At 72.0% G+C, this 20,698-nt stretch carries 16 protein-coding genes; 9 read left to right on the plus strand and 7 right to left on the minus strand.

Features of this window, described 5'->3' with window-relative positions; translation table 11 throughout:
- Window positions 1–92: 92 nt before the first annotated feature.
- The 4 genes from ACIGWZ_RS16420 to ACIGWZ_RS16435 all read left to right on the plus strand — a co-directional run bounded on the left by ACIGWZ_RS16420 (window position 93) and on the right by ACIGWZ_RS16435 (window position 6,524).
- Window positions 93–1,199, plus strand: coding sequence for a radical SAM protein (locus tag ACIGWZ_RS16420; protein ID WP_400065019.1), 1,107 nt, complete (start codon window positions 93–95; stop codon window positions 1,197–1,199).
- A gap of 1 nt (window position 1,200) precedes the next feature.
- Window positions 1,201–3,999 (plus strand): class IV lanthionine synthetase LanL, encoded by a 2,799-nt coding sequence (lanL, locus tag ACIGWZ_RS16425; RefSeq protein ID WP_400065021.1) that lies wholly within the window; start codon window positions 1,201–1,203, stop codon window positions 3,997–3,999.
- A 5-nt stretch (window positions 4,000–4,004) separates the two neighbouring features.
- Complete coding sequence (locus ACIGWZ_RS16430; RefSeq protein WP_220377855.1) at window positions 4,005–4,106, plus strand: ALQxL family class IV lanthipeptide; 102 nt, start codon at window positions 4,005–4,007, stop codon at window positions 4,104–4,106.
- A gap of 117 nt (window positions 4,107–4,223) precedes the next feature.
- Entirely contained in the window at window positions 4,224–6,524 is a 2,301-nt protein-coding gene (locus ACIGWZ_RS16435; protein ID WP_400065023.1) for a M14 family zinc carboxypeptidase, read from the plus strand.
- Here the strand turns inward: ACIGWZ_RS16435 and ACIGWZ_RS16440 are convergent.
- Both ACIGWZ_RS16440 and ACIGWZ_RS16445 read right to left on the minus strand, forming a co-directional pair.
- Complete coding sequence (locus ACIGWZ_RS16440) at window positions 6,487–7,200, minus strand: response regulator transcription factor (protein WP_128504286.1); 714 nt, start codon at window positions 7,198–7,200, stop codon at window positions 6,487–6,489. The two genes, ACIGWZ_RS16435 and ACIGWZ_RS16440, sit on opposite strands and share 38 nt — an antisense overlap.
- Window positions 7,193–9,241 (minus strand): histidine kinase, encoded by a 2,049-nt coding sequence (locus ACIGWZ_RS16445; RefSeq protein WP_400065025.1) that lies wholly within the window; start codon window positions 9,239–9,241, stop codon window positions 7,193–7,195. Before ACIGWZ_RS16445 ends, ACIGWZ_RS16440 begins: the two co-directional genes overlap by 8 nt.
- Window positions 9,242–9,407: 166 nt before the next feature.
- Here ACIGWZ_RS16445 and ACIGWZ_RS16450 point away from each other — a divergent pair, with 166 nt between their 5' ends.
- The 3 genes from ACIGWZ_RS16450 to ACIGWZ_RS16460 all read left to right on the plus strand — a co-directional run bounded on the left by ACIGWZ_RS16450 (window position 9,408) and on the right by ACIGWZ_RS16460 (window position 12,709).
- Window positions 9,408–11,510, plus strand: a complete 2,103-nt coding sequence (locus ACIGWZ_RS16450) for a BTAD domain-containing putative transcriptional regulator (RefSeq protein WP_400065027.1) — start codon at window positions 9,408–9,410, stop codon at window positions 11,508–11,510.
- Window positions 11,511–11,736: 226 nt separating this feature from the next.
- Window positions 11,737–11,955 carry a hypothetical protein gene (locus ACIGWZ_RS16455; RefSeq protein ID WP_400065029.1) on the plus strand — a complete coding sequence of 73 codons (219 nt, stop codon included), beginning with the start codon at window positions 11,737–11,739 and terminating at the stop codon, window positions 11,953–11,955.
- Between the two features lie 115 nt (window positions 11,956–12,070).
- Window positions 12,071–12,709, plus strand: coding sequence for a TetR/AcrR family transcriptional regulator (locus tag ACIGWZ_RS16460; RefSeq protein ID WP_400065031.1), 639 nt, complete (start codon window positions 12,071–12,073; stop codon window positions 12,707–12,709).
- 51 nt (window positions 12,710–12,760) lie between these two features.
- Here ACIGWZ_RS16460 and ACIGWZ_RS16465 read toward each other — a convergent pair whose 3' ends face one another.
- The 3 genes from ACIGWZ_RS16465 to ACIGWZ_RS16475 all read right to left on the minus strand — a co-directional run bounded on the left by ACIGWZ_RS16465 (window position 12,761) and on the right by ACIGWZ_RS16475 (window position 15,443).
- Window positions 12,761–12,919, minus strand: a complete 159-nt coding sequence (locus ACIGWZ_RS16465) for a hypothetical protein (protein ID WP_400065034.1) — start codon at window positions 12,917–12,919, stop codon at window positions 12,761–12,763.
- A 21-nt stretch (window positions 12,920–12,940) separates the two neighbouring features.
- Window positions 12,941–13,843 carry a hypothetical protein gene (locus ACIGWZ_RS16470; protein ID WP_400065036.1) on the minus strand — a complete coding sequence of 301 codons (903 nt, stop codon included), beginning with the start codon at window positions 13,841–13,843 and terminating at the stop codon, window positions 12,941–12,943.
- Between the two features lie 127 nt (window positions 13,844–13,970).
- Entirely contained in the window at window positions 13,971–15,443 is a 1,473-nt protein-coding gene (locus ACIGWZ_RS16475) for a glycoside hydrolase family 5 protein (RefSeq protein ID WP_400065039.1), read from the minus strand.
- Between the two features lie 148 nt (window positions 15,444–15,591).
- Here ACIGWZ_RS16475 and ACIGWZ_RS16480 point away from each other — a divergent pair, with 148 nt between their 5' ends.
- On the plus strand, window positions 15,592–16,152 hold the full coding sequence (locus ACIGWZ_RS16480) for an NUDIX domain-containing protein (RefSeq protein ID WP_400065041.1): 561 nt from the start codon (window positions 15,592–15,594) through the stop codon (window positions 16,150–16,152).
- Window positions 16,153–16,243: 91 nt separating this feature from the next.
- Here the strand turns inward: ACIGWZ_RS16480 and ACIGWZ_RS16485 are convergent, their stop codons facing one another.
- On the minus strand, window positions 16,244–17,191 hold the full coding sequence (locus tag ACIGWZ_RS16485; protein WP_400065043.1) for an MBL fold metallo-hydrolase: 948 nt from the start codon (window positions 17,189–17,191) through the stop codon (window positions 16,244–16,246).
- Between the two features lie 101 nt (window positions 17,192–17,292).
- Here ACIGWZ_RS16485 and ACIGWZ_RS16490 point away from each other — a divergent pair, with 101 nt between their 5' ends.
- Entirely contained in the window at window positions 17,293–18,234 is a 942-nt protein-coding gene (locus tag ACIGWZ_RS16490; protein WP_400065045.1) for an AraC family transcriptional regulator, read from the plus strand.
- 58 nt (window positions 18,235–18,292) lie between these two features.
- Here the strand turns inward: ACIGWZ_RS16490 and bglX are convergent, their stop codons facing one another.
- Window positions 18,293–20,593, minus strand: coding sequence for a beta-glucosidase BglX (bglX, locus tag ACIGWZ_RS16495; protein WP_400065047.1), 2,301 nt, complete (start codon window positions 20,591–20,593; stop codon window positions 18,293–18,295).
- Window positions 20,594–20,698 lie beyond the last annotated feature (105 nt).

The raw sequence follows: 20,698 nt of genomic DNA on the forward strand, positions 1-20,698 counted from the left end.
AAGGACGGACTAAGGCAACGCACAGAGTCGTGAGCACCATGACGGGCAGGGGAAATCGCCCCACGGTCCCTCAGGAAGGGGGTACTCAGGCCATGGACGGTCCGGTCGATGCCACGACGACTCCGAAGCCCGGCTCCACCGGTCCCAGGGACGTCATCTGGGACATCACCTACGCGTGCCCGCTGCGCTGCACCCACTGCTACTCGGAGTCGGGCCGGCGCCCCGCCCAGCAGCCGGATCACCAGGAGTTGCTGCGGATCGCGGATGCCATCATCGCGCTGCGGCCCGATGTGGTCTCCCTGGCCGGTGGCGAGCCCCTCCTGGTGCCCGGGATCGCCGAGATCGCGGGGCGGCTGACGGCCGCCGGTGTCCAGGTGGTGCTGTACACCGGCGGATGGCGACTGACGCCCGGCATGGTGGACGATCTCGCGGAGGTGTGCCACCGCGTCGTCGTGAGCCTGGACGGCGCCACCGCGGAGGTGCACGACCGGATCCGTGGCAGGGCGGGGTCCTTCGAGCGGGCGCTCGACGCGCTCGGCCTCCTCGACCGGGCCTCGCGTGCCCGCCGCGAACAAGGCGTGCGGCCCATCCAGTTCGGTGTGGACTGCGTGGTGGTCCGCAGCAACTTCGACCAGCTCGAAGAGTTCTGCACCCGGATCGCGCCACGCTTTCCCGCGTTGCGGATCCTGTCGTTCGGCGCAGTGATCCCGGCCGGACTCGCCAGCCGGACCGGCTTCGCGGACCATGAGCTGCTCTCCGACGCGCAGATGGCTCAACTCTCCGGAGAGCCGCTCCGCCAGCGGCTCACAGCCCTGGCCCCGTCGTCCGTGCTCGTCCTGGTCACCGACAATCTGCATCTGCAGATGCACCCGGGCCAGATCGCGCGGGGCCTCGACTTCCAGGCGATCCAGGTGGAGCCCGACGGCGCGGTGCGGGCCATGCCGGTCTACGAAGGCACGGTCGGCAATCTCCTCACGGAGCCCGCGGCCGTGCTCTGGCAGCGCGCGGTCTCCCGGTGGAGCGACCCGTTCGTGGTCCGGACACTCGCCCCGGTACGGACCGTGCGCGACTGGGCGGAGGCCGCCCGGCGGATCGACTACCGCTTCGGCTCGGACGCGGTCCGTGCCCGTATCGACCGGCGGCCCGCCTTCGTACCCCACGATCTCCCCTCCCCGGCCCCTGGAAACCGAGGTCAGTGACATGGATCCGATGCCGCCGCAGGACGCACGACGCGCGGGCGACGACACCTTCCTCGTCGACGTCGTGGAGTCGGTGCTCTCCCGGCACCAGGACGAGGACGGTGCATGGCGCGTCCGACCGGGGGACTTCTGGTGCTATGTGTCCCCCGTCGACGAGCCCACCAGGGTGCAGGGCTGGAAGCTGCACATCTCCGCGACTCCGCTGTCCGCCCCGCTGGTCCTGTCCCGCGCCGCGCATGTGCTCGTACGCCGGCGGTGCAGGTTCAAGTTCGCCGGCACCCTCGGCCGTGCCGGGGAGCTGGTGTCGCACCGCTACGACCGGGGCGGCGGAGGCAAGTTCCTCACCGTCTACCCGGAGTGCGACGACGACGGGCTGCGCGCCCTGGCCGAGGAGCTGCACCGGGCCACCGAGGGGCTGCCGGGGCCGGGCATCCTCTCCGACCGTCCGTGTTTTCCGGGCAGCCTGGTCCACTACCGGTACGGGGTGTTCAGCGGCGTACGTGCCCTGGGCGACGACGGCATGCACGGGGCGATGCTGATCGCGCCGGACGGCACACTCGTGCGCGACCAGCGCAAACCGTGGTTCTCCCCGCCGCCCTGGGCACCCCGTGATCCCTTCGCCGTGGAGCAGGCCCCCGCGCCCCGTAAGGCCGCGGCCCCGGCGCCCAAGCCGGTCCTGCTGGACGGCCGCTATCTGGTCCATGAAGTGATCCGGCACGCGTTCGCCGGCGGCGTCTACCGGGCCACCGACCAGAACACCGGCGACCCCGTCATCGTCAAGCAGGCGCGTCCGCACACCGCCGCGACCCTGACCGGGCAGGACGTCCGCGACCGACGGCGTCATGAGGCCGCCATGTTGGACCTGTTCGCCGACAGCGGCTACACCCCGCGCCCGGTCGGCGTCTTCGAGCAGCAGAACGACATGTTCCTCGTGCAGCAGGCCGTTCCCGGCACGACGCTGCGTCAGTGGGTGCTCGACCACCTCGACTTCGACGACGGGGGCCCCTGGGGAATCCCCCTTGCGGACGCCCTGCGCCTGGCGCGCGGCCTGACCGGCGTCATGCGCTCCGTCCACACGGCGGGGTGGGTACTGCGGGACTTCAACCCCAACAACGTGATGATCGATGGCAGCGGCGAGGTGCGCCTCATCGACCTGGAGATGCTCGCCCGGCCCGGCGAACCCACGATCCGTATCTACACACCGGGATACGCGGGCGTCGAGCAGAGCACCGCGCCCAGCATCGGTGCGGCGCCCCGCCCCGCATCTGACCTCTACAGCCTCGGTGCCACCCTCTTCTACCTGGTCACGGGCGTCGACCCGCTGCTCGCTGCCGACGTACCGGCCACCCGTCCGTACGGCGAACGCCTCGCCGCCTGGCTGCTACGCCTGTCGTCCGGCAACGCGGCGGTGCATCGGCTCGCCCCGCTGATCCTGGACCTCCTGCAGGAGGATCCGGAGCTGCGGCCCGGTGTGGACGAGGTCCTGGACCGTCTGGCGGAGACAACGGTCGGCGAGAGGACGCCGAGCGGCCCCGCCACGGCGCGTGGCCTCGCCGATCACGAGCTGAAGCAGCTCGTTTCGGACGGCCTCGACCATCTCCTCGTCACCATGGACCCGGAGCACGCGGAGCGCCTGTGGCCCACCAGCGCGGCGGGAACGGTGACGGACGCGTTCACTGTCCAGCACGGCGCGGCCGGTGTCCTCGGCGTGCTCGTCCGCGCCCACGCCGAGGGGCCGCATCCTGGGCTGCGTACGGCCGTCGAACAGGCGGCCCGGTGGATCGACCGAAGCGTCGGGCGGGAGCCACGGACCCTTCCGGGGCTCTACTACGGCAGGTCCGGGACCGCCTGGGCCCTGCTGGACGCGGCCGTACTGCTGGGCGACGCGGCGCTGCTCGCCCATGCCAAGGACCTGGCGGTGCGGGTTCCGGTCCGCTGGCCCAACCCCGACATCTGCCACGGAGTGGCCGGTGCGGGCATGACCCAGCTGCGGTTCTGGGAGGCCACGGGAGAGGAGCGGTTCCTCGACCGGGCGCGGGAGGCGGCCGACCATCTCGCCCGGTCTGCCGTCCGCAACGAGGGCTCCGTTGTATGGCCGGTGCCGGGGAAACTCCTGTCCAGCCCCTCCGACCTCACTCACTACGGGTTCGCCCACGGTGTCGCCGGAATCGGCGCGTTCCTTCTCGCGGCGGCGCGGACCACCGGCACCGCCGCGTACAGGGAACTGGCGGTCGAGGCCGCGCGGACCCTGCTCGCCGTGGCCGAGGTGGAGGAAGGCGCCGCGTACTGGCGCAGCGGGGAGAAGAACAGCCCCCGCAAGACCCACTGGTGCAGCGGCTCCTCCGGTGTCGGGACCTTCCTGGTGCGGATGTGGCAGGAAACCCGCGAGGACGCCTTCCGGGAGGCCGCGCACGGGGCCGCCGTCGCCGTCCGCCGCTCCCGCTGGCACGTCGGCACCGCTCAGTGCCACGGTCTCGCGGGCGACGGGGAGTTCCTGCTCGACCTCGCCGAGGCGTGCGGGACGGACACCTACCGCGAGTGGGCGGGAGAGCTCGCGGCAGGGATCCATGTCCGTCATGTCCTGCGGGACGGGCGTGTCGTCCTGCCGGACGACGGCGGGACGGAGGTGTGGGCCGACTTCAACACCGGCCTGTCGGGAGTCCTCGCCTTCCTGCTGCGCCTCGCCCACGGCGGGCCCCGCCTGTGGCAGCCGCGCTCCTTCGCGGGGCACGGCGACGAAGACTCCGGCACGGCCGCGGCCGTGCCGGCACCGCACCACCGGACAGCGGAGAGGGGGTGAACATCATGGAGTTCGACGTGAACGCTCTCCAGCTCCTGGAGGAAGAGACCGCCGAGAGCGGCGCCTGGCCGCCGCCGACCGCGTGCTCGTGCTGCAGCACCTTCTGACGCAGCGGCACCTTCGGCCCACCGTTCCCGCCGTCGGCGGGAACGGTGGGTGCTTCATGGGAGGCACCGGCCGTGGACCGGCGCGGGCCCGGCACGGCGACACGACAGGAGCGGGACATGAGGAAACGGCATCCTTCCGGCAGGGCGGTACGGGCCGTGCCGGCGGCCGCGATGAGCGGTTTCGTGCTCCTCGCCGTGCTCGCGCCGGCATCGCCCGCACCGGCCGCCTCCTCGCGGCAGGTGCTGTCCGCCGAGCGGGCGGTGCCCCGGCCGTGCCACACCGCCCTGCTGCCCCCGCACACACCGGGCGTGGCCGCGCGCCCGATGACCGCCACCGCGGACGGCGTGCTGCGCGCCCGGCTCGCGCCCCTCCCCGGGGCGGAGGGCGACTGGGACCTCGCCGTGTTCGACGCGGACAGCGGCACGCTCCTGGCGGCCTCGGCCGCGCCCCGCAGCCGCGAACTCGCCGAGGTCTCCGTCGCCAGGGGCCGGCGCCTTGTGGTGCAGAGCTGCCGGAGGCTGGGGCCCGCACGCACGGTGTCGCTGCGTGTGGACCTGTTGGCGCTGCCCCCGGGGAGCGGTCCGGCACCCGCCGCCGCTCGTACGGAAGGCGGCACTCCGCACCGCTCGGCGCTGCCGTCCGGACGGTCCGGCTACCGCCAGCTGTACGAGTACGAGTACGAGCTCAAGGAACTCGCCCGCGCCCACCCGTCCCTCGTGCGCTCCTTCGTTCTGCCGCACCCGACGGTCGAGGGCCGGGACGTCTCCGGAGTCGAGGTGAGCAGCCGCGCGCGGCACCTCGCCGACGGCAAGCCGGTGATGCTCACCCTGGGGCTGCACCATGCGACCGAATGGCCCAGCGGTGAGATCGCCCTGGAATGGGCCTATGAACTGGTGCGCGGCTACCGCACGGATCCGTGGGTCCGAGGCCTGCTCGACCGGACCCGTGCCGTCGTCGTCCCGGTGGTGAACCCCGACGGGTTCGCGGTCTCCCGCCAGGCCACGCCCCGGGGTGACTTCACCCGCTTCGACTACGAGAACAAGCGCAAGAACTGCAGCGCCCTGGACGCCCCGCCCTCCCACGCCTCGGGGCCGTGCGGGGCCAACCCCGCGGGCCGCGACCGCGGTGTGGACCTCAACCGCAACTACGCCGGGTTCTGGGGCGGTGTGGGCGGTGCCCCGCAGTGGTACGCCGACTACTACCGCGGCCCCGCCCCCTTCTCCGAGCCCGAGACCCGCAATGTCCGCCGTCTCGTCTCCACCCGGCAGGTCACCGACCTCGTCTCCCTGCACACCTACGGCAATCTGGTGCTGCGCCCGCCGGGAGCCCTCGACACCCGTCCGCCGCTGGACGAGCCGGCTTACCGGGCCCTGGGCGCGCGGCTGGCCTCCCGCACCGGCTACCGCAGCGAACCGGCCTGGAGGCTGTACGAGGCGACGGGCATGACGGAGGACTGGTCGTACTGGGCGACCGGAGGCTTCGGTTTCACCCTGGAGATCGGTCCCGCCAAGGCTCATGGCCCGTACGCGGACGCGGTCGTCGCCGAGTACACCGGCAGGGCGCCGGCGGTCGGCGCGGGCAAGGGCGGAATCCGCCGGGCGCTGTTCGATCTGCTCGCCCACACCGCTGACCCGGCCGCGCACGCGACGCTGACCGGTACGGCGCCCCGCGGCCACCGGCTGCGGCTCCACAAGACCTTCCGGACCCCGACCTCGCCGGTACGCGGGCCCGACGGCTCGACCGGGCCGCCGCTCCAGGTCACCGACACGCTCGTGTCGGACCTCGTCGCCCCCGGCGGTCGGTTCACCTGGTCCGTCAACCCCTCCACCCGGCCGTATGTCGCGGGACGGTACGGAAGGGACCCGCAGGGCCCGGCCCAGCCGGTGGCCGAGCTCGCCAATCCGCCCGGTCTGCCGCCCGAGAACACCGGGTTCCCGCAGGATCCGGCCGCGGACCGGGTCCCGTTCACCGTCCTCGGTCCGCCGGAGGCCGACGCCGGCCGGATGACCGTGTCGGTGTCCTGGAGGTCGCCCCGCACCGACTGGGACCTCTACGTCCTCGACGCGGACGGCCGTCCCGTGGCTCAGTCCGTCACCGGCGGGGCCAACTCGGAACAGGCGGTCCTCTTCGACCCTCCCCCGGGCCGCTACACCGCCGTCGTCGTCAACTACGACCAGACGGAGACGGAGCCGGACGACTGGACGGGCCGGGTGACGTTCCGCTCGCCGCTGCCCGCCACCCACGGCCCCTCGGAGTCGTACTCCCTCAGCTGCTCGGACCGCGCCGGGCGCACCCTCGGTGTCACCGAGGTGCGGGTCGGGCGGGGTGAGCGGGTGGACCTGGGCGAGGTGTGTGCCCGACCGGCGCGCGGCGCCGCGTTCACGCCGGCCCGGTCGGGCCGTGCCGCAGATAGGTGAGCACGGCGGTGACCCGGCGGTGCAGCTGGGACTCCTCCGCCAGGCACAGCTTGGCGAACGTCGAGTTCACGTGTTTCTCGATGGTCGACTCCGACAGCGACAGCGACTCGGCGATGGTCCGGTTGTTCATGCCCTGCGCCATCTGTCGCAGTACGTCGAGCTCGCGGCGGGTGAGCTGGGCCAGCGGTGAATCGGTGGTACGGATGTGGCTGCCGACCAGCACCTCCACGATGCGCGGATCGATCACCGAGCGCCCCGCGGACACCTCGCGCAGGGCGCGCAGCAGCTGATCGAGCTCGCCGATCCGCTCCTTGAGCAGATACGCCAGGCCGTCCGTACCGCGTTGGAACAGGGCGAAGGCGTACTGCTCGTTGGCGTGCTGCGACAGGACGACCACGCCGATGTCCGGGTGCCGTGCCCGGATGGAGTGTGCGGCGGTGATGCCTTCGGTGTGGTGGTCGGGAGGCATCCGGATGTCCGCGATGACCGCGTCGAGCCGGAACCGCTCGACCGCGTCGAGAAGTTCCCCGGCCGTGCCGACCGCCGCGACGACATCGACCTCGCCGGTGTCCTCAAGGAGCCGGCGGGTGCCCTCCCTGACCAGATAGTGGTCTTCGGCGATGACGATGCGCAGCCGCTCGGGGGCGGTCGTCTCGGGGGTGTTCCGGTCAGGCATGGGTCGATTCCTTCCGCCGCTCGGTGAGCCGTGCATGAACGGTCGTGCCGCCCCCGGGCCGGGACTCGATGGACAGCTCCCCGCCCACCGCCTCGATCCGGTCGCGCATCCCGGTCAGCCCGGAGCCGAGCCGGGACCCGGCGGGGAAGCCGACTCCGTCGTCGCTGATGGCCAGGAGCAGGGCCGCTTCGGCGTGCGAGATACGGATGGTCACCCGGGCCGCCTCCGCGTGTTTGAGCACATTGGTCAGCGCCTCGGACACCAGGAAGAACGCGGACTCCTCGATCTCGGGCGCGAAGCGCCGGGCGCACACCGTGGGTTCCACATGGACGGTGACGGGGATCGGCAGCCGGCGGGCCCGGGAGGTCACCGCGGCGGCGAGGCCCTGGTCGGTCAGGACCGGGGGGTGGATGCCGTGCACGAACTCCCGCAACTCGTCGATGACCCGGACGGCGTCCTCCTGGATCTCGGTGAGGGTGGTGTCCACGGCGCTGCCGTCGCCGCGCAGTTGATTGCGCGCGAGCCGTAACTTGGCCACCAGCGCCACGAGTTCCTGCTGGATCCCGTCGTGCAGCTGCCGCTCGATGCGGCGCCGCTCGGTGTCCTGGGCCTGCACTATCCGGGTCCGTGAGGCGTTGAGTTCGCTCGCCTGGCGCTGGACCTCGTCGACCCGCGCCGACAGTTCGGCCGTGAGCCGGGCGTTGTGCACGGCGAGCGCCGCCTGTCTGGCCAGTGTCTCGACCAGGTCCCGGTCCTCGGGGGTGAACCAGCCGCCGTCCTTGGGGCCGTACTCGATGAACCCGAGGATCTCCTCGCCGTGCCGAAGCCGCACCCCGGCCCGTGAGCCGATGTCGCCCGCGGCGCGGGAGCCGGCCGTCGCCACGGCGAAGGGCCCGTCCCCGGAGTCGGCCGCGCCCAGCTCGACCCGTACCCAGCGCAGGTTGAGTCCCTCCCGCAGGCTGGTCGCCAGCTGCGGTGCCAGCCGTTTCACGTCGTAGGCGTGTTCCAGCGTGGTTCCGCACTGCACGAGCAGTGCGAAGTTGGAGGGGCGCGCCCCGAACACCCGGCGCGCCGCGAGCTGGTTCAGCCGCCCTCGCACCGGCTGGAACAGCATGGTCGCGCTCACCGCCACCAGGACGGCCAGACCGATGGGCAGGTACTGCCCCGCCGTCAGGCCCAACGCGGTGGTCATGCCCAGATACCAGCCGCCGATGATCAGCCAGAGCAGCCCGTACACCACGGGTTTGCGCAGGGCGATGTCCATGCCGGGCAGCAGATGCCGGAACCCGGCGTACACCACGCCGACCGAGATCAGCAGATAGGGCAGCGCCCCCAGCGCCGCACCGATGAAGTACGCCACTCCGGTCTCTCCCTGCCACATCCGGAACAGCCGCGATGAGCCTCGCCCCAGCAGTACGGCGAACGCCGCCGCCGCGACCAGCGTCAGACGGCTGCTTCGGGCACCGCGGTCCCGCGCCGGCCGCAGGGACCGGACGAGCAGCAGGCCCGCGCCCAACGCCGGCAGCCACGCCTCCGGCTGCACCAGCAGCCGGGACCGCAGCTGTTCGGGAACGTCCGACACCATCAGGGCCGGCGGATAGAGCGTCAGCAGCCACAACGCACCGAGCAGGACGCGCTCGTGGACGTACCGGTGACGCCCGTCCGGCAGCAGCGCCACCAGACGGACCAGCAGCACGCTCACGACGACGTCGATCGTCCTGGCCACCAGCACACCGGTCCACACCAACGGCGTGGGCGGGTTCCAGTCCGACGGCTCGACGAAAAGCGTCAGCGTGAAGCGGACGACCAACCCCAGCGCCGCACAGGAGCCGGCCGCCACCAGCTGCCGGGCCACCGGGTGTGCCGGAGCGCGCCACCACAGGAACAGCCCGGCCGCATAGCAGGGCAGCACCGCGCCCAGGCTCCATGCCAGCGTCCGCTCGGCGGAGATCCAGATGCCGCCGGCGGGCACCGCGTAGAGCAGTCCGAGCCCGCCGCACAGGGCGAGGACGCGGACCGGCCATCCGTGAACACCTGCCATCCCACGAGTTTCCCGGTCCCGCCGCACGGTGTACAGAAAGCCTGCCTCCACTCCCCCATGGCGGCAGACCTCCATACCGAAGCGAGGCCGCCCGGGTGCCGCGCGCCCGAGCGCCCGAGCACACTCGTCATGTCCGGGGTCCCGCCCCGGAGCTGGGGGGAGCACGATGACGATCACACCGACCGAGGAGTCCGGCCGCGCGGCGGGCTGTACCGGGGAGGACTGGACCGCCGCGCCCGGCCTGCTGCGCCGGGCCGCGTCCAGGACCGATCCCATGGAACCGGCGCTCGGACAGCGGCTGGGAATGACCTACCAGTTGCTGGGTGAGCCGGCCCGCGCCCTGGACGTCCACCGCAGGACCGCCCTCGCCGGGGCGGGGACCCCGGACGAGATCACGTCCCTGGCCTGGGCCGCCGCCGCGCACTGCGCACGGGGCACGCTGCGCCCGGCCCGCGCGCTCGGGCAGCTCGCCCTGCGGGCCTTACGGCACTGCTGCGATCCTCACGCCCAGGCCGTCACCCACGCCACCGCCGCGACGATCGCCGCGCTGGAGGGCCACGGCAGTCTCGCCGAGCACCACGCGGACCGGGCCAGGGAGGCGGCACGTTCCTCGGGGGACGCGATGCTCCGTCTCTTCGTCCATACGAGCCTGGCGGCGGAACGTCTTGAGCGCGGCGCGTGCCGGGACGTCTGCGACACGCTCGACACCGCGCTGCGGGCCCTGGGCGGGGACCATGGCGGCGTCGATCTGCCGCTGGTGCTGCTGGCTCGCTGTCGGCGTGGCTCCGCGCACCTGGCCCTCGGCGAACTGGACCGTGCGATCGCGGACTTCACCGGCGCGCTCGACGGCTACCAGCGGCTCGGCGAGTCCTTGGAGAGCGGCCCACTGGGCGCCGCGGCGCTGGTCGGCCTGGGGGACGCGCACCGGGAGCGCGGTGATCTGGGCCCGGCGCGGGCGGCCTATCAGGAGGCGGTGGTGTGCACGGAACACTCGGGCGACGCCCAGCTGCTGGCCTCGGCACTGACCGGTCTGGCGCTGACACGATGTGCCGACGCACCCGGTACCGCGGCCGTGCTGGCGCGCCGGGCGGCCGACGGGTGCGTGGGCCCGCAGCGGATCCGTGCCCTGCTCGCCGGCGGCTGGATCGCTCTCGCCGACAACCGCCCCGAGACGGCGGCCGAGACGGCCCGGCAGGCGGCCGGGGAACCGGGTGCGCAGACCTCGCGGACGGTGTGCGCGGAGATCCTCGAACTGGAGGCGATGTGCCTGGCCGACGGGCGGGCACGGCAGCGGCTCCTCGACGACGCGGAGGCGTTGTGGGTCACCGCGCAGCGTCCGCTGGCGGTGGCGCGGGTGGCCGTGGCCCGGGCGCGGCTGCGTCCCGCGCCGGAGCGGGGCCCGGTCCGGGCACTGCGTGAAGCGACGCTCTGGCTGCGGCAGTTCGGCGTGTCGCCCGCGGCGGCCGAGGCGGCCGGTCTGCTCAACCGGGTCATGGCGGACCGGGAACCCTGCGTGAGCGTCCGCGTCCTGGGCGGCTTCCGGGTGATCCGGGACGGTGTACCGGTGGGTGCCGACGAGTGGCAGTCGAAGAAGGCCCGCGATCTCCTGAAGGTGCTGGTGGCCCGGCGCGGCCTGCCCACGTCCCGCGAGGTCCTGATCGACACCCTGTGGCCGGACGAGGATCCGGCCCGCTGCGCCAACCGTCTGTCGGTCGCCCTGTCGACGGTACGGCTCGTGCTCGACCCCGGACGCCGGATGCCGCAGGACCACTTCATCACCGCCGACAAGCATGTCGTCGGTCTGGCCCGGCTCCGCGTCGACGTACAGGAGTTCCTGGCCGCCGCCCGCCATGCGATCAGCGGCGCGCAGCGCACCGGAAGCGGCGCCTTCGCCTCCCTGGCCGCCGCCGAGGAGCTGTACCGGGGGGACGTCCTGGAGGACGAGCCGTACGCCCCGTGGGCGGCGGGCCTGCGCGAGGAGGCGCAGGCCGTCCATCTGGAGCTCCTCACCCAACTCGCCGCGGCCGCCGCCGAGAACGCCGACCGCCACGCCGAGGCCCATTACCGCCTGCGGCTCCTGGAGCGCGACCCCTACGACGAGGACGCCCATCTCGGTCTGGTCTCCCTGCTGACCACCACGGGCCGCCACGGCGAGGCACGCCGCCGCTACCTCCTGTACGCCGCGGCGATGAACGAGATCGAGGTGACCCCGGCCGCCTTCCCGTCCGCCCGGCGCGGGACGGTGGCCGGGGCGGGGCGCGGGTGGTGATTCACGGTAGTTCGGGACGTACGAGAACGCGGGCTAACGGCTCTCCGGTTCCGGAACCGGCGAGGGGTCGGAACCGGGGGCGTGGACCTGCGGGGCGAAGCGGCCTGGTGCGGCACGCAGTCCGGTTCCACTCCGTCCCGGCCCACCCGATGACCAAGGTTCGCGAGAATTCCCTGCAGCGTTGGCCTGGTTCCGGCACCACGCGTTCGGTCCCCATCGCCCCTACATGGCGGCGCCGGACGCGGAGTTCGCGCCCCGCGTGACCGCGCAGCTGCGGCGCGAGGTCGTTGCGCCCGTCCCGGACGCATGGCTGGTCGACGAGCCGGGCTTCATCACGCCGGACGAGATCCGCGACGCCTCCGTCACCCACCTCGCCGCCCGCGCGAGAGTCTCCACCCGGTGGCTCCCCACGCACTTCCCCGGCCGGGAGCAGCACACCTCCTGAAGCCCCCGGCCGGGCCGCCGGAGCGAAGCATCAGCGCGCGGAACGGCACGGACCGGCGCGAACCGGCTCGGGATCGAGCGAAGGTGCCGAATTGGAGCGAAGGTAAACTCGGTCCATGAGCGAAGGGCTGCGGGAACGCAAGAAGCGGCAGACACGGCAACGCATCTCCGAAGCAGCCATCGGCCTGTTCGTGGAGCGGGGTTTCGACCATGTCACCATCGCCGAGGTAGCGGCGGCGGCGGAAGTCTCGGTCAACACCCTCTACAACTATTACGAGGCCAAGGAAGATCTCGTCCTGCCGCCGGACCAGGCATCCCCGCAACGGCTCGCCGACATCGTGCGCGCCCGGCGGCCCGGCGCGTCCGCCGCGCGGGCCGTGCTCGACCATCTCCGGGACGAACTGCGGCGCCGCGACCGCAAAGTGGGCCTGACCGCGGGCTTCGGCCCCGTCTTCCACATGATGCGGGCCGCTCCCACTCTCACCGCCCGCCTGGAAGACCTCGGCCGGCAGATGACCGACGCGCTCGCCGCCACCTTGGCGGAGGAGACCGGGGCCGCGCCGGAGGACCAGACGCCGCGCGTGGTGGCCAGTCAGATCGGCTGGTTCCACTCCCTGGTCTACGGCGAGATCGGCCGGCGCATCGCGGCGGGCGAGGAACCGGACGTGATCGCCGGGGCCGTGCTGGATCTCCTCGACCTCGTCGAGAGCATGCTGGGCGAACGCGCCCTCTCCTACGCCCCGCGCAACGGCTGACACACCTGCTTGCCCGGCATGTGCGACGACGGCGGCAACGGAAGCGGAAGTTCAGCCCCCTGGGACGCTCCGGGGCGGGCGCACGCCGGGGCCCCGTGACTCGGGCCGGACCAGCACCTTCACATGGTCGTCGGGCGCCGCCGGCGTGTCGATCGCGTCGGCCGCGCCCTCGAAGCCGACCTCCCCGCTGATCAGCGCGGCGGCGCCCACCCGTCCGTCGGCGATGCGGTGCTACTTCTTCTGGTTGGTGAGTTCCTTGAGCATCTTGAACAGGTCGACGGTGTCGTCGGCCGGCGGAGCCTGCACCGACGCCTTGGCCCCGTAGTCGGAGAAGCTCGCGGTGGTGGTGATCGTTCCCTGGGGCGTCTTGATCTTCACGTCCATCTTCACCGGGTAGTCGTCCCCGTTGACCCAGACGTCGTAGTCGTAGCCCTTGATGCCGGCCTTCTTGATGTTGGCGAGCAGCGCCTCCCGCTCCCGGGGCGTGAGGGCCTTGACGCTCTTGTTGGTCTTGAGGCCTTCCTCGGCCGTCAGAGAGCCCTTGTAGCGTTCGGCGCGCTGGCCGTTGATCTTGCCGGTTCCCAGGTGCTTGATGTCCGGCGAGTTGAGAAACATCCCGAGCTGCTGGGCCGGGTCCTGGTTCATGTCCTCCAGGCCTGCGGTCATCTGCTTCATGAGCTGGGCGTCCCCGGTCTGCCCGACCGCGGCCCCCAGGTCGAACTTGCCCCACTTCTTGCCGTCGAACTCCGCGGGCCGCTCGCCCATATCCATGTAGACGGTGTCGTCGATCCAGATCATGTGCGTCTTTTCGGCACCGCCCGCCGACTTCTCGGCGGGCTTCTCGCTCATGGTCACGTCCATGACGAACGGATCCCAGCCCATGACGCCGGACATCTTCGTGTCACCGCCGTCCGGCATCGTCGCCGGCGCCGACATCGTCATCGTGACCTTCGCGGACTTCGCCGCCGCGGTCTTCTCGTACGCCGCCGTGAGCGCCCGCGTCGCCGCGCGCCGACCTGCGTCCCGCTCGGTGCCTTCGGCCTTGTCCGAGCCGTTCTGACAGGCCGTCACACCGACCAGCACGGTCACCGCAGCCAGCGAAACTCCCGCGCGCCGCACGCTCGCGTTGTACATGCCCCACCCCTATTTTCCCTCTTCACAAGCTATGTCACTCACTGTAAGGCATTGCCCTGACATTGCAGGAGGAAATATGGGGCTCGGGACCGTGGGCTCGGGACCGGCTCTCGGCTTGGTCGCTTCCTTACGGCCGCTCCCGCCGAGGGCCGATGCCCCGGCCGGTGACGGCGGACACGGTGACCGTGACCCGTGTCCGCCGCGGCGACCACACGGTGACCACGGCCGGCTTCCCCGGCGGCACGGCGCGCATATCGCTCCACGCCCCGCCGCTCACCGTCACGAGGCGGTACCGGACATCGGACGGCAGCGCGATCTCGGTCCGTCCGCCCCGGCGCGCGTCGTAGGTGAAGCGGTAGCGGCCACGGGCGGCGTCATAGGTCTGCGCATGTGTCCGTCCCGCGACCGCCGCCGCATAAGGGGCGGCGGTCAGCTCCTTGTTGGTACGGAGCCTGCCGTCCTTGTCGACGGCGCAGTATCCGCCGCCGTAGCACCACACATAGCCGGTCCAGCCCGAGCTGTAGCGGGCGAGGGAGGCGAGCGCGTCACGGTAGAAGCGGCGCATGTTCGGCAGCTCGTTGTTGAGCGGACCCCACTCGCCGATCACCACGGGGAGGCGCCGGCGCCGGGGATAGTCGGTGACGGCCCGCTCGTAGGATTCGATCCATCCGGCCGTCGGGTCGTAGTCGGCACCCGCTTCCATCGCGGCGTTGTAGAAGTGCGGTGCGTACACCACACGGCGGTCCCGCACCGCGCCGAGTCCGGTCGGTACGCCCTCGCCCACGATCGGGGTCGGCTCGATGAACAGCCGGCTGTCACGGTCCACGGTGCGCACGTACCGTGCGATGCGGTTGTACATCGGAGTGAGCTGCCGGGCCTCGATGCGGCGGGCCGCGGTGGGCAGATCCTCGCCTTCCCGCAGCTCGCCCATCGGCTCGTTGATCAGGTCGTATCCGAACACGGCCGGATGGTCGCCGAAGCGGTCGGCCAGCAGGCGCCACATGCGTCCCTGGGCGCGCTGGAGGTCCGGATCCGTGTAGAGGTGGGTGAAGGCGCGCTGGACGGCGGGTTCGAAGTATTCGGCGAACCAGTCGTCGGGATGCGGCGTGAAGGGCAGTCCGTCGGTCCGGGTCGCCCACCCGGGGATGCCCCGGTGTCCGAACGCCGGACCGAAGACGTCCTGGTGGGCGTCGATGAGCACCTTGATGCCGTACTTGTGCGCCCAGTCCAGGATGCGCTCGATCGTGCGGAGATAGCGCGCGCTGTAGCGGCCCCGGCGTGGTTCGAGATCGTCCCAGAACACCAGCAGGCGGGCGCAGTTGAAGCCGTGGGAGCGCAGATCACGGAAGTGGCGTTCCGTGATCGCGGACAGCGCGGCGTCGCCACGGTGCTCCTTGTCCTCGACGTTCCAGCCGTGCAGGGTCAGCGCCCGGCCGTCGTCGTCCGTCAGCCGGGGAATGCTCGGCCCACCGCCGCTCGGGGCGGCCTCGGCAGCGGAGACGGAAACGGCGGGGGCCGGGGCGGCGCCCGGAGCCAGCGCCAGCCCGGCGGCACAAAGGACAACGAACACACCGCGGACAACCGACCAGGGCCTGCCCATGGCAGCACTCCTCCCACCCTCGCTGATGAGGCGACGCAGAGCCAAGCAGCGCAGCGATGAACCCGCAAGAGAAGCGCGGCGATCGGCCGCCGCGACCAGGGTGACCAGGGTGCTCCTGCCCCTTGGCGCGCCTGACACAGTGGGGCCCATGAGCGAACTGGTGGAGCAGGTGGACGAGCGGGACCGTGTGGTCGGCGTGGTGGAACGCGAGGAGGCGGTCCGACGGTGGCTGCTGCACCGCATAGCGATGGTGGTCTGCCGGGACGGCGCGGGCCGCGTCCTGGTACACCGCCGCGGTGACGGCATGAAGCGCTACCCGGGCCGCTACGACACCGTCGTCGGCGGTGGCGTCGAGGTCGGCGAGAGCTACGAACAGGCCGCCGCCCGGGAGTTCGAGGAGGAGCTGGGGGTCCGGCTGACCGAGCCGCCTCGGATGGTGTTCAAGCGGATCTACCACGAGGAGCACGGCCCGTACTGGATGGCCGTCCACGACGTCCGGCTGGACGCCGCCCAGATCGCCTCGATCGCCCCGAACCCGCGCGAGATCGCCTGGTGGGGCTGGCTGACGGAGGACGAGATCCGCGACCGCCAGGACCGGCTGCCGTTCATCGGCGGCGGCGAGAACGTGCTGTGGACGTTCCTGAGGCACGTGGACCGTACGGACCGCACGGATCCCGGCGAGACCCTCAAAGACGACGCCGGCGAGTGAGCGCAGGCGCCGCCCCCCGAACGGCGCCCCGGCACACGGCGGCGAAGGCCGCCGAGAGCCCGGCGCGGAACGGGGCGGCCGGCGACGCTCCCTACCCGGCCTCGTACGCTGCCCACGGCCCGAGACCGAACCGCGCGCCCTCCCGACGGACTTCGAGGGCGCCCGTTCCGCCGAAGTGCGCCGGCACCAGCAACTCCCGTTCATCGGCAGCCCGTTCAAGGATCCGGCGGCGGCTGGCGACCGCTTGATCGGCGTCCAGGCAGAAGCAGCTGTTGCAGGACGGGGCGAGGATCTGCACCGGGCTGTGCAGCAGATCGCCGACGAAGACCGCCCGGTCGCTCCCGGACGCGAGCCGCAGCACGGACGAACCGGGCGTGTGGCCGGGCGCGGATTCCAGGGTGAGATGGTCGTCGATGCGGTGGACGCCCTCCCACAGCACCACCTGCCCGGCCCGGTGGACGGGCGCGACGCTGTCCTCGTAGATGAGCCGGTCGACCTCCCGTACGCCGTTCCCGTAGGCGTTGTCGGGGCCGAAGTGGAAGTCGTCGGCGGCCGGCAAGAGGTACTGGGCGTTGGGGAACGTCGGCTGCCATTCCCCTTCGATGCCGGTGGTGTTCCAGCCGACGTGGTCGCCGTGGAGGTGGGTGTTGACGACGACGTCCACGTCCTGCGGGCGGACACCGGCCCGCGCCAGGGAACCGAGGAAGTCGTTCTGCCAGTGGTGGAAGGGCGAACCGGGCCGCTCGCGGTCGTTACCCACACCCGTATCGACCACAACGGTCCGTCCGCCACTGCGCAGCACCCAGGTCTGCACCGCGCACTTCATCCTGTCGCTGTCCGGGTCCCAGTGGTCCGGTGCCAGCCAGCCCGCGTTGTCCTTCCACACCTCCGCCCCGGACTCCGGAACGAAGTCGCGGGCGGCCGCGATCGGGCCCTGCCACTCGACGACCCGGATGACCTCGACGTCACCCAGCAGGATGCGCTGCACGCCGTTCTGTCCGTTGTTCTGCGCGTTGTTCTGCACGTTCTCGCTGTTCATGGCTATGACTCTAGGGAAGGCCGGATGAGTCTTTCCATACTTACCCGGCTCATCCGGATACGCATGGCTCTCATGCCCGACTCCATGGATACCCTGTGACGGTGGATGTGGTGAGCGACGCGATCTCGGCCGTACGCAGAGGACGCCCCTCCTCCAACCGGGTCCGGGTGAGCGGGAGCTGGAGCACTCGCCTGGCCCCGTACGAAGGTGCGGGGTTCCATGTCGTGCTGGAGGGCAGCTGCCGTCTGGTGCCCGACGGCGGCGCCCCGGTCTCGCTCGGTACGGGTGACGCGGTGCTGCTGCCGCACGGCACCGGGCATGTGATCGCCGACTCCCGCGCCGATGCGAGGGCGGTGGAGCGGGCGGTGCCGTTCGAGCGCTGGCACGACGGGAGGCAGCCGCGCCACCCTCACCGATCGGCTTCCGACGAGGTGGCGCTGCTGTGCGGCAAGTACCGGCTCGACGCCAGCCGTGCACACCCGCTGATGGCGGAGTTGCCGAAGGTCGTCCACCTGCCGAACCGTGTCGGCGATCACCCCGAACTCCGCCTCGCCATCGACCTGTTGGGCCGGGAGCTGGACGCACAGCGGCCCGGCTCCTGCATCGCGGTGCCCGGTCTGCTCGACCTCCTCCTCGTCTACATGATCCGTTCCTGGATGGCCGAGAGCACGACCGGAGCCTGGCCAGCCGTGCTGGGCGACCCGGTGGCGGCCGCCGCCCTGCGCGCGCTGCACTCGGACCCGGCCGCCCCGTGGACGAACGACCGGCTGGCCGCCGAGGCGGGCGTCTCCCGCCCCACCCTGGCCCGCCGGTTCACCTCCCTGGTCGGCCGCCCTCCGATGGCGTACCTCACCTGGTGGCGGCTCACCGTCGCGGCCACCCTCCTGCGCGACACCCCCGACCCGCTGGCCGGCATTGCCCGCCGGGTCGGTTACGGCACGCCGTACGCCTTCTCGCACGCCTTCAGCCGGGAGTTCGGGACCACGCCGGGGCGGTACCGGGCGGCGGCCGGCGGCACGTCCCCCGACGCCCGGGAGGGATGAGGGCGTCCCTGCGCGGGGCGGGGGTGCGGCCGGAGTACGTCAGGTCAGCCGGAGTACGTCAGGTCAGGGTGAATCCCGCCGTGAGTGCGGCCTCCGAGCTGTTGCCGGCGTAGATCTCGAACTCCCCCGGCTCCACGAAGAATTCTCCGCCGGGGTCGTTGGTGTGGAAGCCCAGTTCCGGCCTGCCGAGGGTGAAGCCGACGGTCCGCCGCTCCCCCGGCTTCAGATGCACCCGGGAGAAGCCGACGAGCCTGCGGACCGGCTGGACGACGCTGGCGACCTTGTCGCGGAGGTAGAGCTGGACGACCTCGTCGCCCGCGGTTGCGCCCGTGTTCTCGACCTGCACGGTGGCCCGGACCGTCGCACCGCCGTCGGCGACGCTCTTCGCGCGCAGGACCTCCGCCGTCAGCTTCAGGCCGGAGAACCGGAACGTCGTGTAGCTGAGGCCGTGTCCGAAGGGATAGAGCGGGGTGTGCGGGATGTCCAGGTATTTCGAGGTGTACTTGTTCTGCGGGTCGAAGGGGCGGCCGGTGTTCTCGTGCCCGTAGTAGAGCGGGAGCTGGCCGACCGAGCGGGGGAAGGTGGCCGGCAGCTTGCCGCCGGGGTTGACCTTGCCGAAGAGGAGATCGGCGACGGCATGGCCGCCCTCGATGCCGGGATGCCAGGCCTGCAGGATCGCGTCGGCCCGGTCGGCGATGGCGGTGAGCACCAGCGGGCGCCCCGAGAGGACCACCACGACCACCGGCTTACCGGTGGCGGCGACCTCTGCCACCAGCTGTGCCTGGACGCCGGGCAGGGTGATGTCGCTGCGGACGGCGGCCTCGCCGCTCTGCGCGGCCTTCTCGCCCACGACGACGACCACGGCATCGGCGGCCCGGGCCGCGTCGACCGCCTCGTCGAAGGAGCCGGTGTCGTCGCCCTCCACCGCACATCCGCGGGCGAAGCGCACGGTGGCGGAGGGGGCGGCCCGCTTGATGCCGTCCAGTACGGACACCGCGGGGAACAAGGCGGCGCCGATGCTCGCCCATGTGCCGTGCAGTTCCTTGGTGTCGTCGCCGAGCGGGCCGATGACGGCGATCGATGCGGTCTTCGGGGTCAGCGGCAGGGTCCTGTTCTCGTTGCGCAGCAGGACCATGGAGCGCGCGGCGGCGGTGCGTGCCGCCGCGCGGGCCGCGGCGCTGGGCTCGGTGATCTCCGCGGCCTCGTCGGCGTAGGGGTGGTCGAAGAGACCGGCGCGGAATTTGATCCGCAGCACCCGGGCGACGGCGTCGTCCAGCCGCTCGCGACTGATCTTTCCGGCCGTCAGCAGCCGCTTGCCGTGCTCCGCATAGGTGGTGGAGACCATCTCCATGTCGACGCCGGCACCCAGGGCGAGCCGGGCGGCGTCGGCGCCGTCCGCCGCGATGCCGTGGGCGATGAGTTCCTGGACGCCGGTGTAGTCGCCGACGACGAAGCCGTCGAAGCCGCACTCCTCGTGCAGGATGTCGGTCAGGGTGTGCCGGTTGGCGTGCGCGGGCACGCCGTTGACGGTGTTGAAGGACGCCATGACGGTGGCGACGCCGGCGTCGACGGCGGCCTTGAAGGGCGGCAGGCAGACATCGCGCAGCCGCCGCTCGGAGACGTCGGCGGTGTTGTAGTCGCGGCCGCCCTCGGGGAAGCCGTAGCCGACGAAGTGCTTGGCGCAGGCGGCGAGCCGGTCCTTGGCCGCGTAGTCCGCGCCCTGGTAGCCACGCACTTTGGCGGCGGTCATCTTCGCCGTCAGATACGGGTCTTCGCCGCTGCCTTCGGCCACCCGGCCCCAGCGCGGCTCGCGGCTGACGTCCGCCATGGGCGCGAACGTCCAGTGAATGCCTTGGGAGGCGGCCTCCCGCGCGCTGGTCTCGGCGTCGGACGCGGCCACGCCGGGATCGAAGCTGCTGCCCTGGGCGAGGGGTATCGGGAAGGTGGTGAGGTAGCCGTGGATGACGTCCTGGCCGAAGATCAGCGGGATGCCCAGCCGTGACGTCTCCACGGCCGCGCGCTGGAGGTCGTTGCACTGCTTGGCACCGGTGAGGTTGAGCACCGAGCCCAGCAGCCCCTTCGCGGCGAGTTCGGCGCACTGCTTGTTCTGGCCGTCGCCGGGGCCGGTGTCCGCGTGCCAGGTCAGCTGCTGGAGCTGCCCGAACTTCTCCTCGACGGTCATTCTGGCCAGCAGCGCCCGGACCCGGCGCTCGGTCTTCGGATCTCGGGGCGGGCGCGCCGCGGCCGGGGTCGCCGCAGCCGCGGTGGGCGCCGGAAACGCGCCGGTACCCGCGAGGACCGCGGCGCCCGCGGATGCCTTGAAGATGTGACGACGGCTGATGGATCCGGAACCGGACACCGGCGACTCCTCGCTGCGTGGGCGCGGCGCCGACATGCGTCAGCGCTGCGACTCAACCCGCTGATGGCGTACGGAAGTTAAGCCATCTCCCTGTCGTGGCGTCAA

Origin of the sequence: Streptomyces sp. NPDC053427 (assembly GCF_044544985.1) — a bacterium.
Taxonomy (GTDB): Bacteria; Actinomycetota; Actinomycetes; order Streptomycetales; family Streptomycetaceae; genus Streptomyces.

Excerpts from the sequence above, each read along its gene's own strand:
- ACIGWZ_RS16475 (WP_400065039.1), bottom strand. The coding sequence starts at position 15,443 with ATGGGCAGGCCCTGGTCGGTTGTCCGCGGTGTGTTCGTTGTCCTTTGT.
- ACIGWZ_RS16485 (WP_400065043.1), bottom strand. The coding sequence starts at position 17,191 with ATGAACAGCGAGAACGTGCAGAACAACGCGCAGAACAACGGACAGAAC.
- ACIGWZ_RS16435 (WP_400065023.1), top strand. The coding sequence starts at position 4,224 with ATGAGGAAACGGCATCCTTCCGGCAGGGCGGTACGGGCCGTGCCGGCG.
- ACIGWZ_RS16480 (WP_400065041.1), top strand. The coding sequence starts at position 15,592 with ATGAGCGAACTGGTGGAGCAGGTGGACGAGCGGGACCGTGTGGTCGGC.
- ACIGWZ_RS16420 (WP_400065019.1), top strand. The coding sequence starts at position 93 with ATGGACGGTCCGGTCGATGCCACGACGACTCCGAAGCCCGGCTCCACC.
- ACIGWZ_RS16455 (WP_400065029.1), top strand. The coding sequence starts at position 11,737 with ATGGCGGCGCCGGACGCGGAGTTCGCGCCCCGCGTGACCGCGCAGCTG.
- ACIGWZ_RS16445 (WP_400065025.1), bottom strand. The coding sequence starts at position 9,241 with ATGGCAGGTGTTCACGGATGGCCGGTCCGCGTCCTCGCCCTGTGCGGC.
- ACIGWZ_RS16460 (WP_400065031.1), top strand. The coding sequence starts at position 12,071 with ATGAGCGAAGGGCTGCGGGAACGCAAGAAGCGGCAGACACGGCAACGC.
- lanL (WP_400065021.1), top strand. The coding sequence starts at position 1,201 with ATGGATCCGATGCCGCCGCAGGACGCACGACGCGCGGGCGACGACACC.
- ACIGWZ_RS16470 (WP_400065036.1), bottom strand. The coding sequence starts at position 13,843 with ATGTACAACGCGAGCGTGCGGCGCGCGGGAGTTTCGCTGGCTGCGGTG.
- ACIGWZ_RS16450 (WP_400065027.1), top strand. The coding sequence starts at position 9,408 with ATGACGATCACACCGACCGAGGAGTCCGGCCGCGCGGCGGGCTGTACC.
- ACIGWZ_RS16430 (WP_220377855.1), top strand. The coding sequence starts at position 4,005 with ATGGAGTTCGACGTGAACGCTCTCCAGCTCCTGGAGGAAGAGACCGCC.
- ACIGWZ_RS16440 (WP_128504286.1), bottom strand. The coding sequence starts at position 7,200 with ATGCCTGACCGGAACACCCCCGAGACGACCGCCCCCGAGCGGCTGCGC.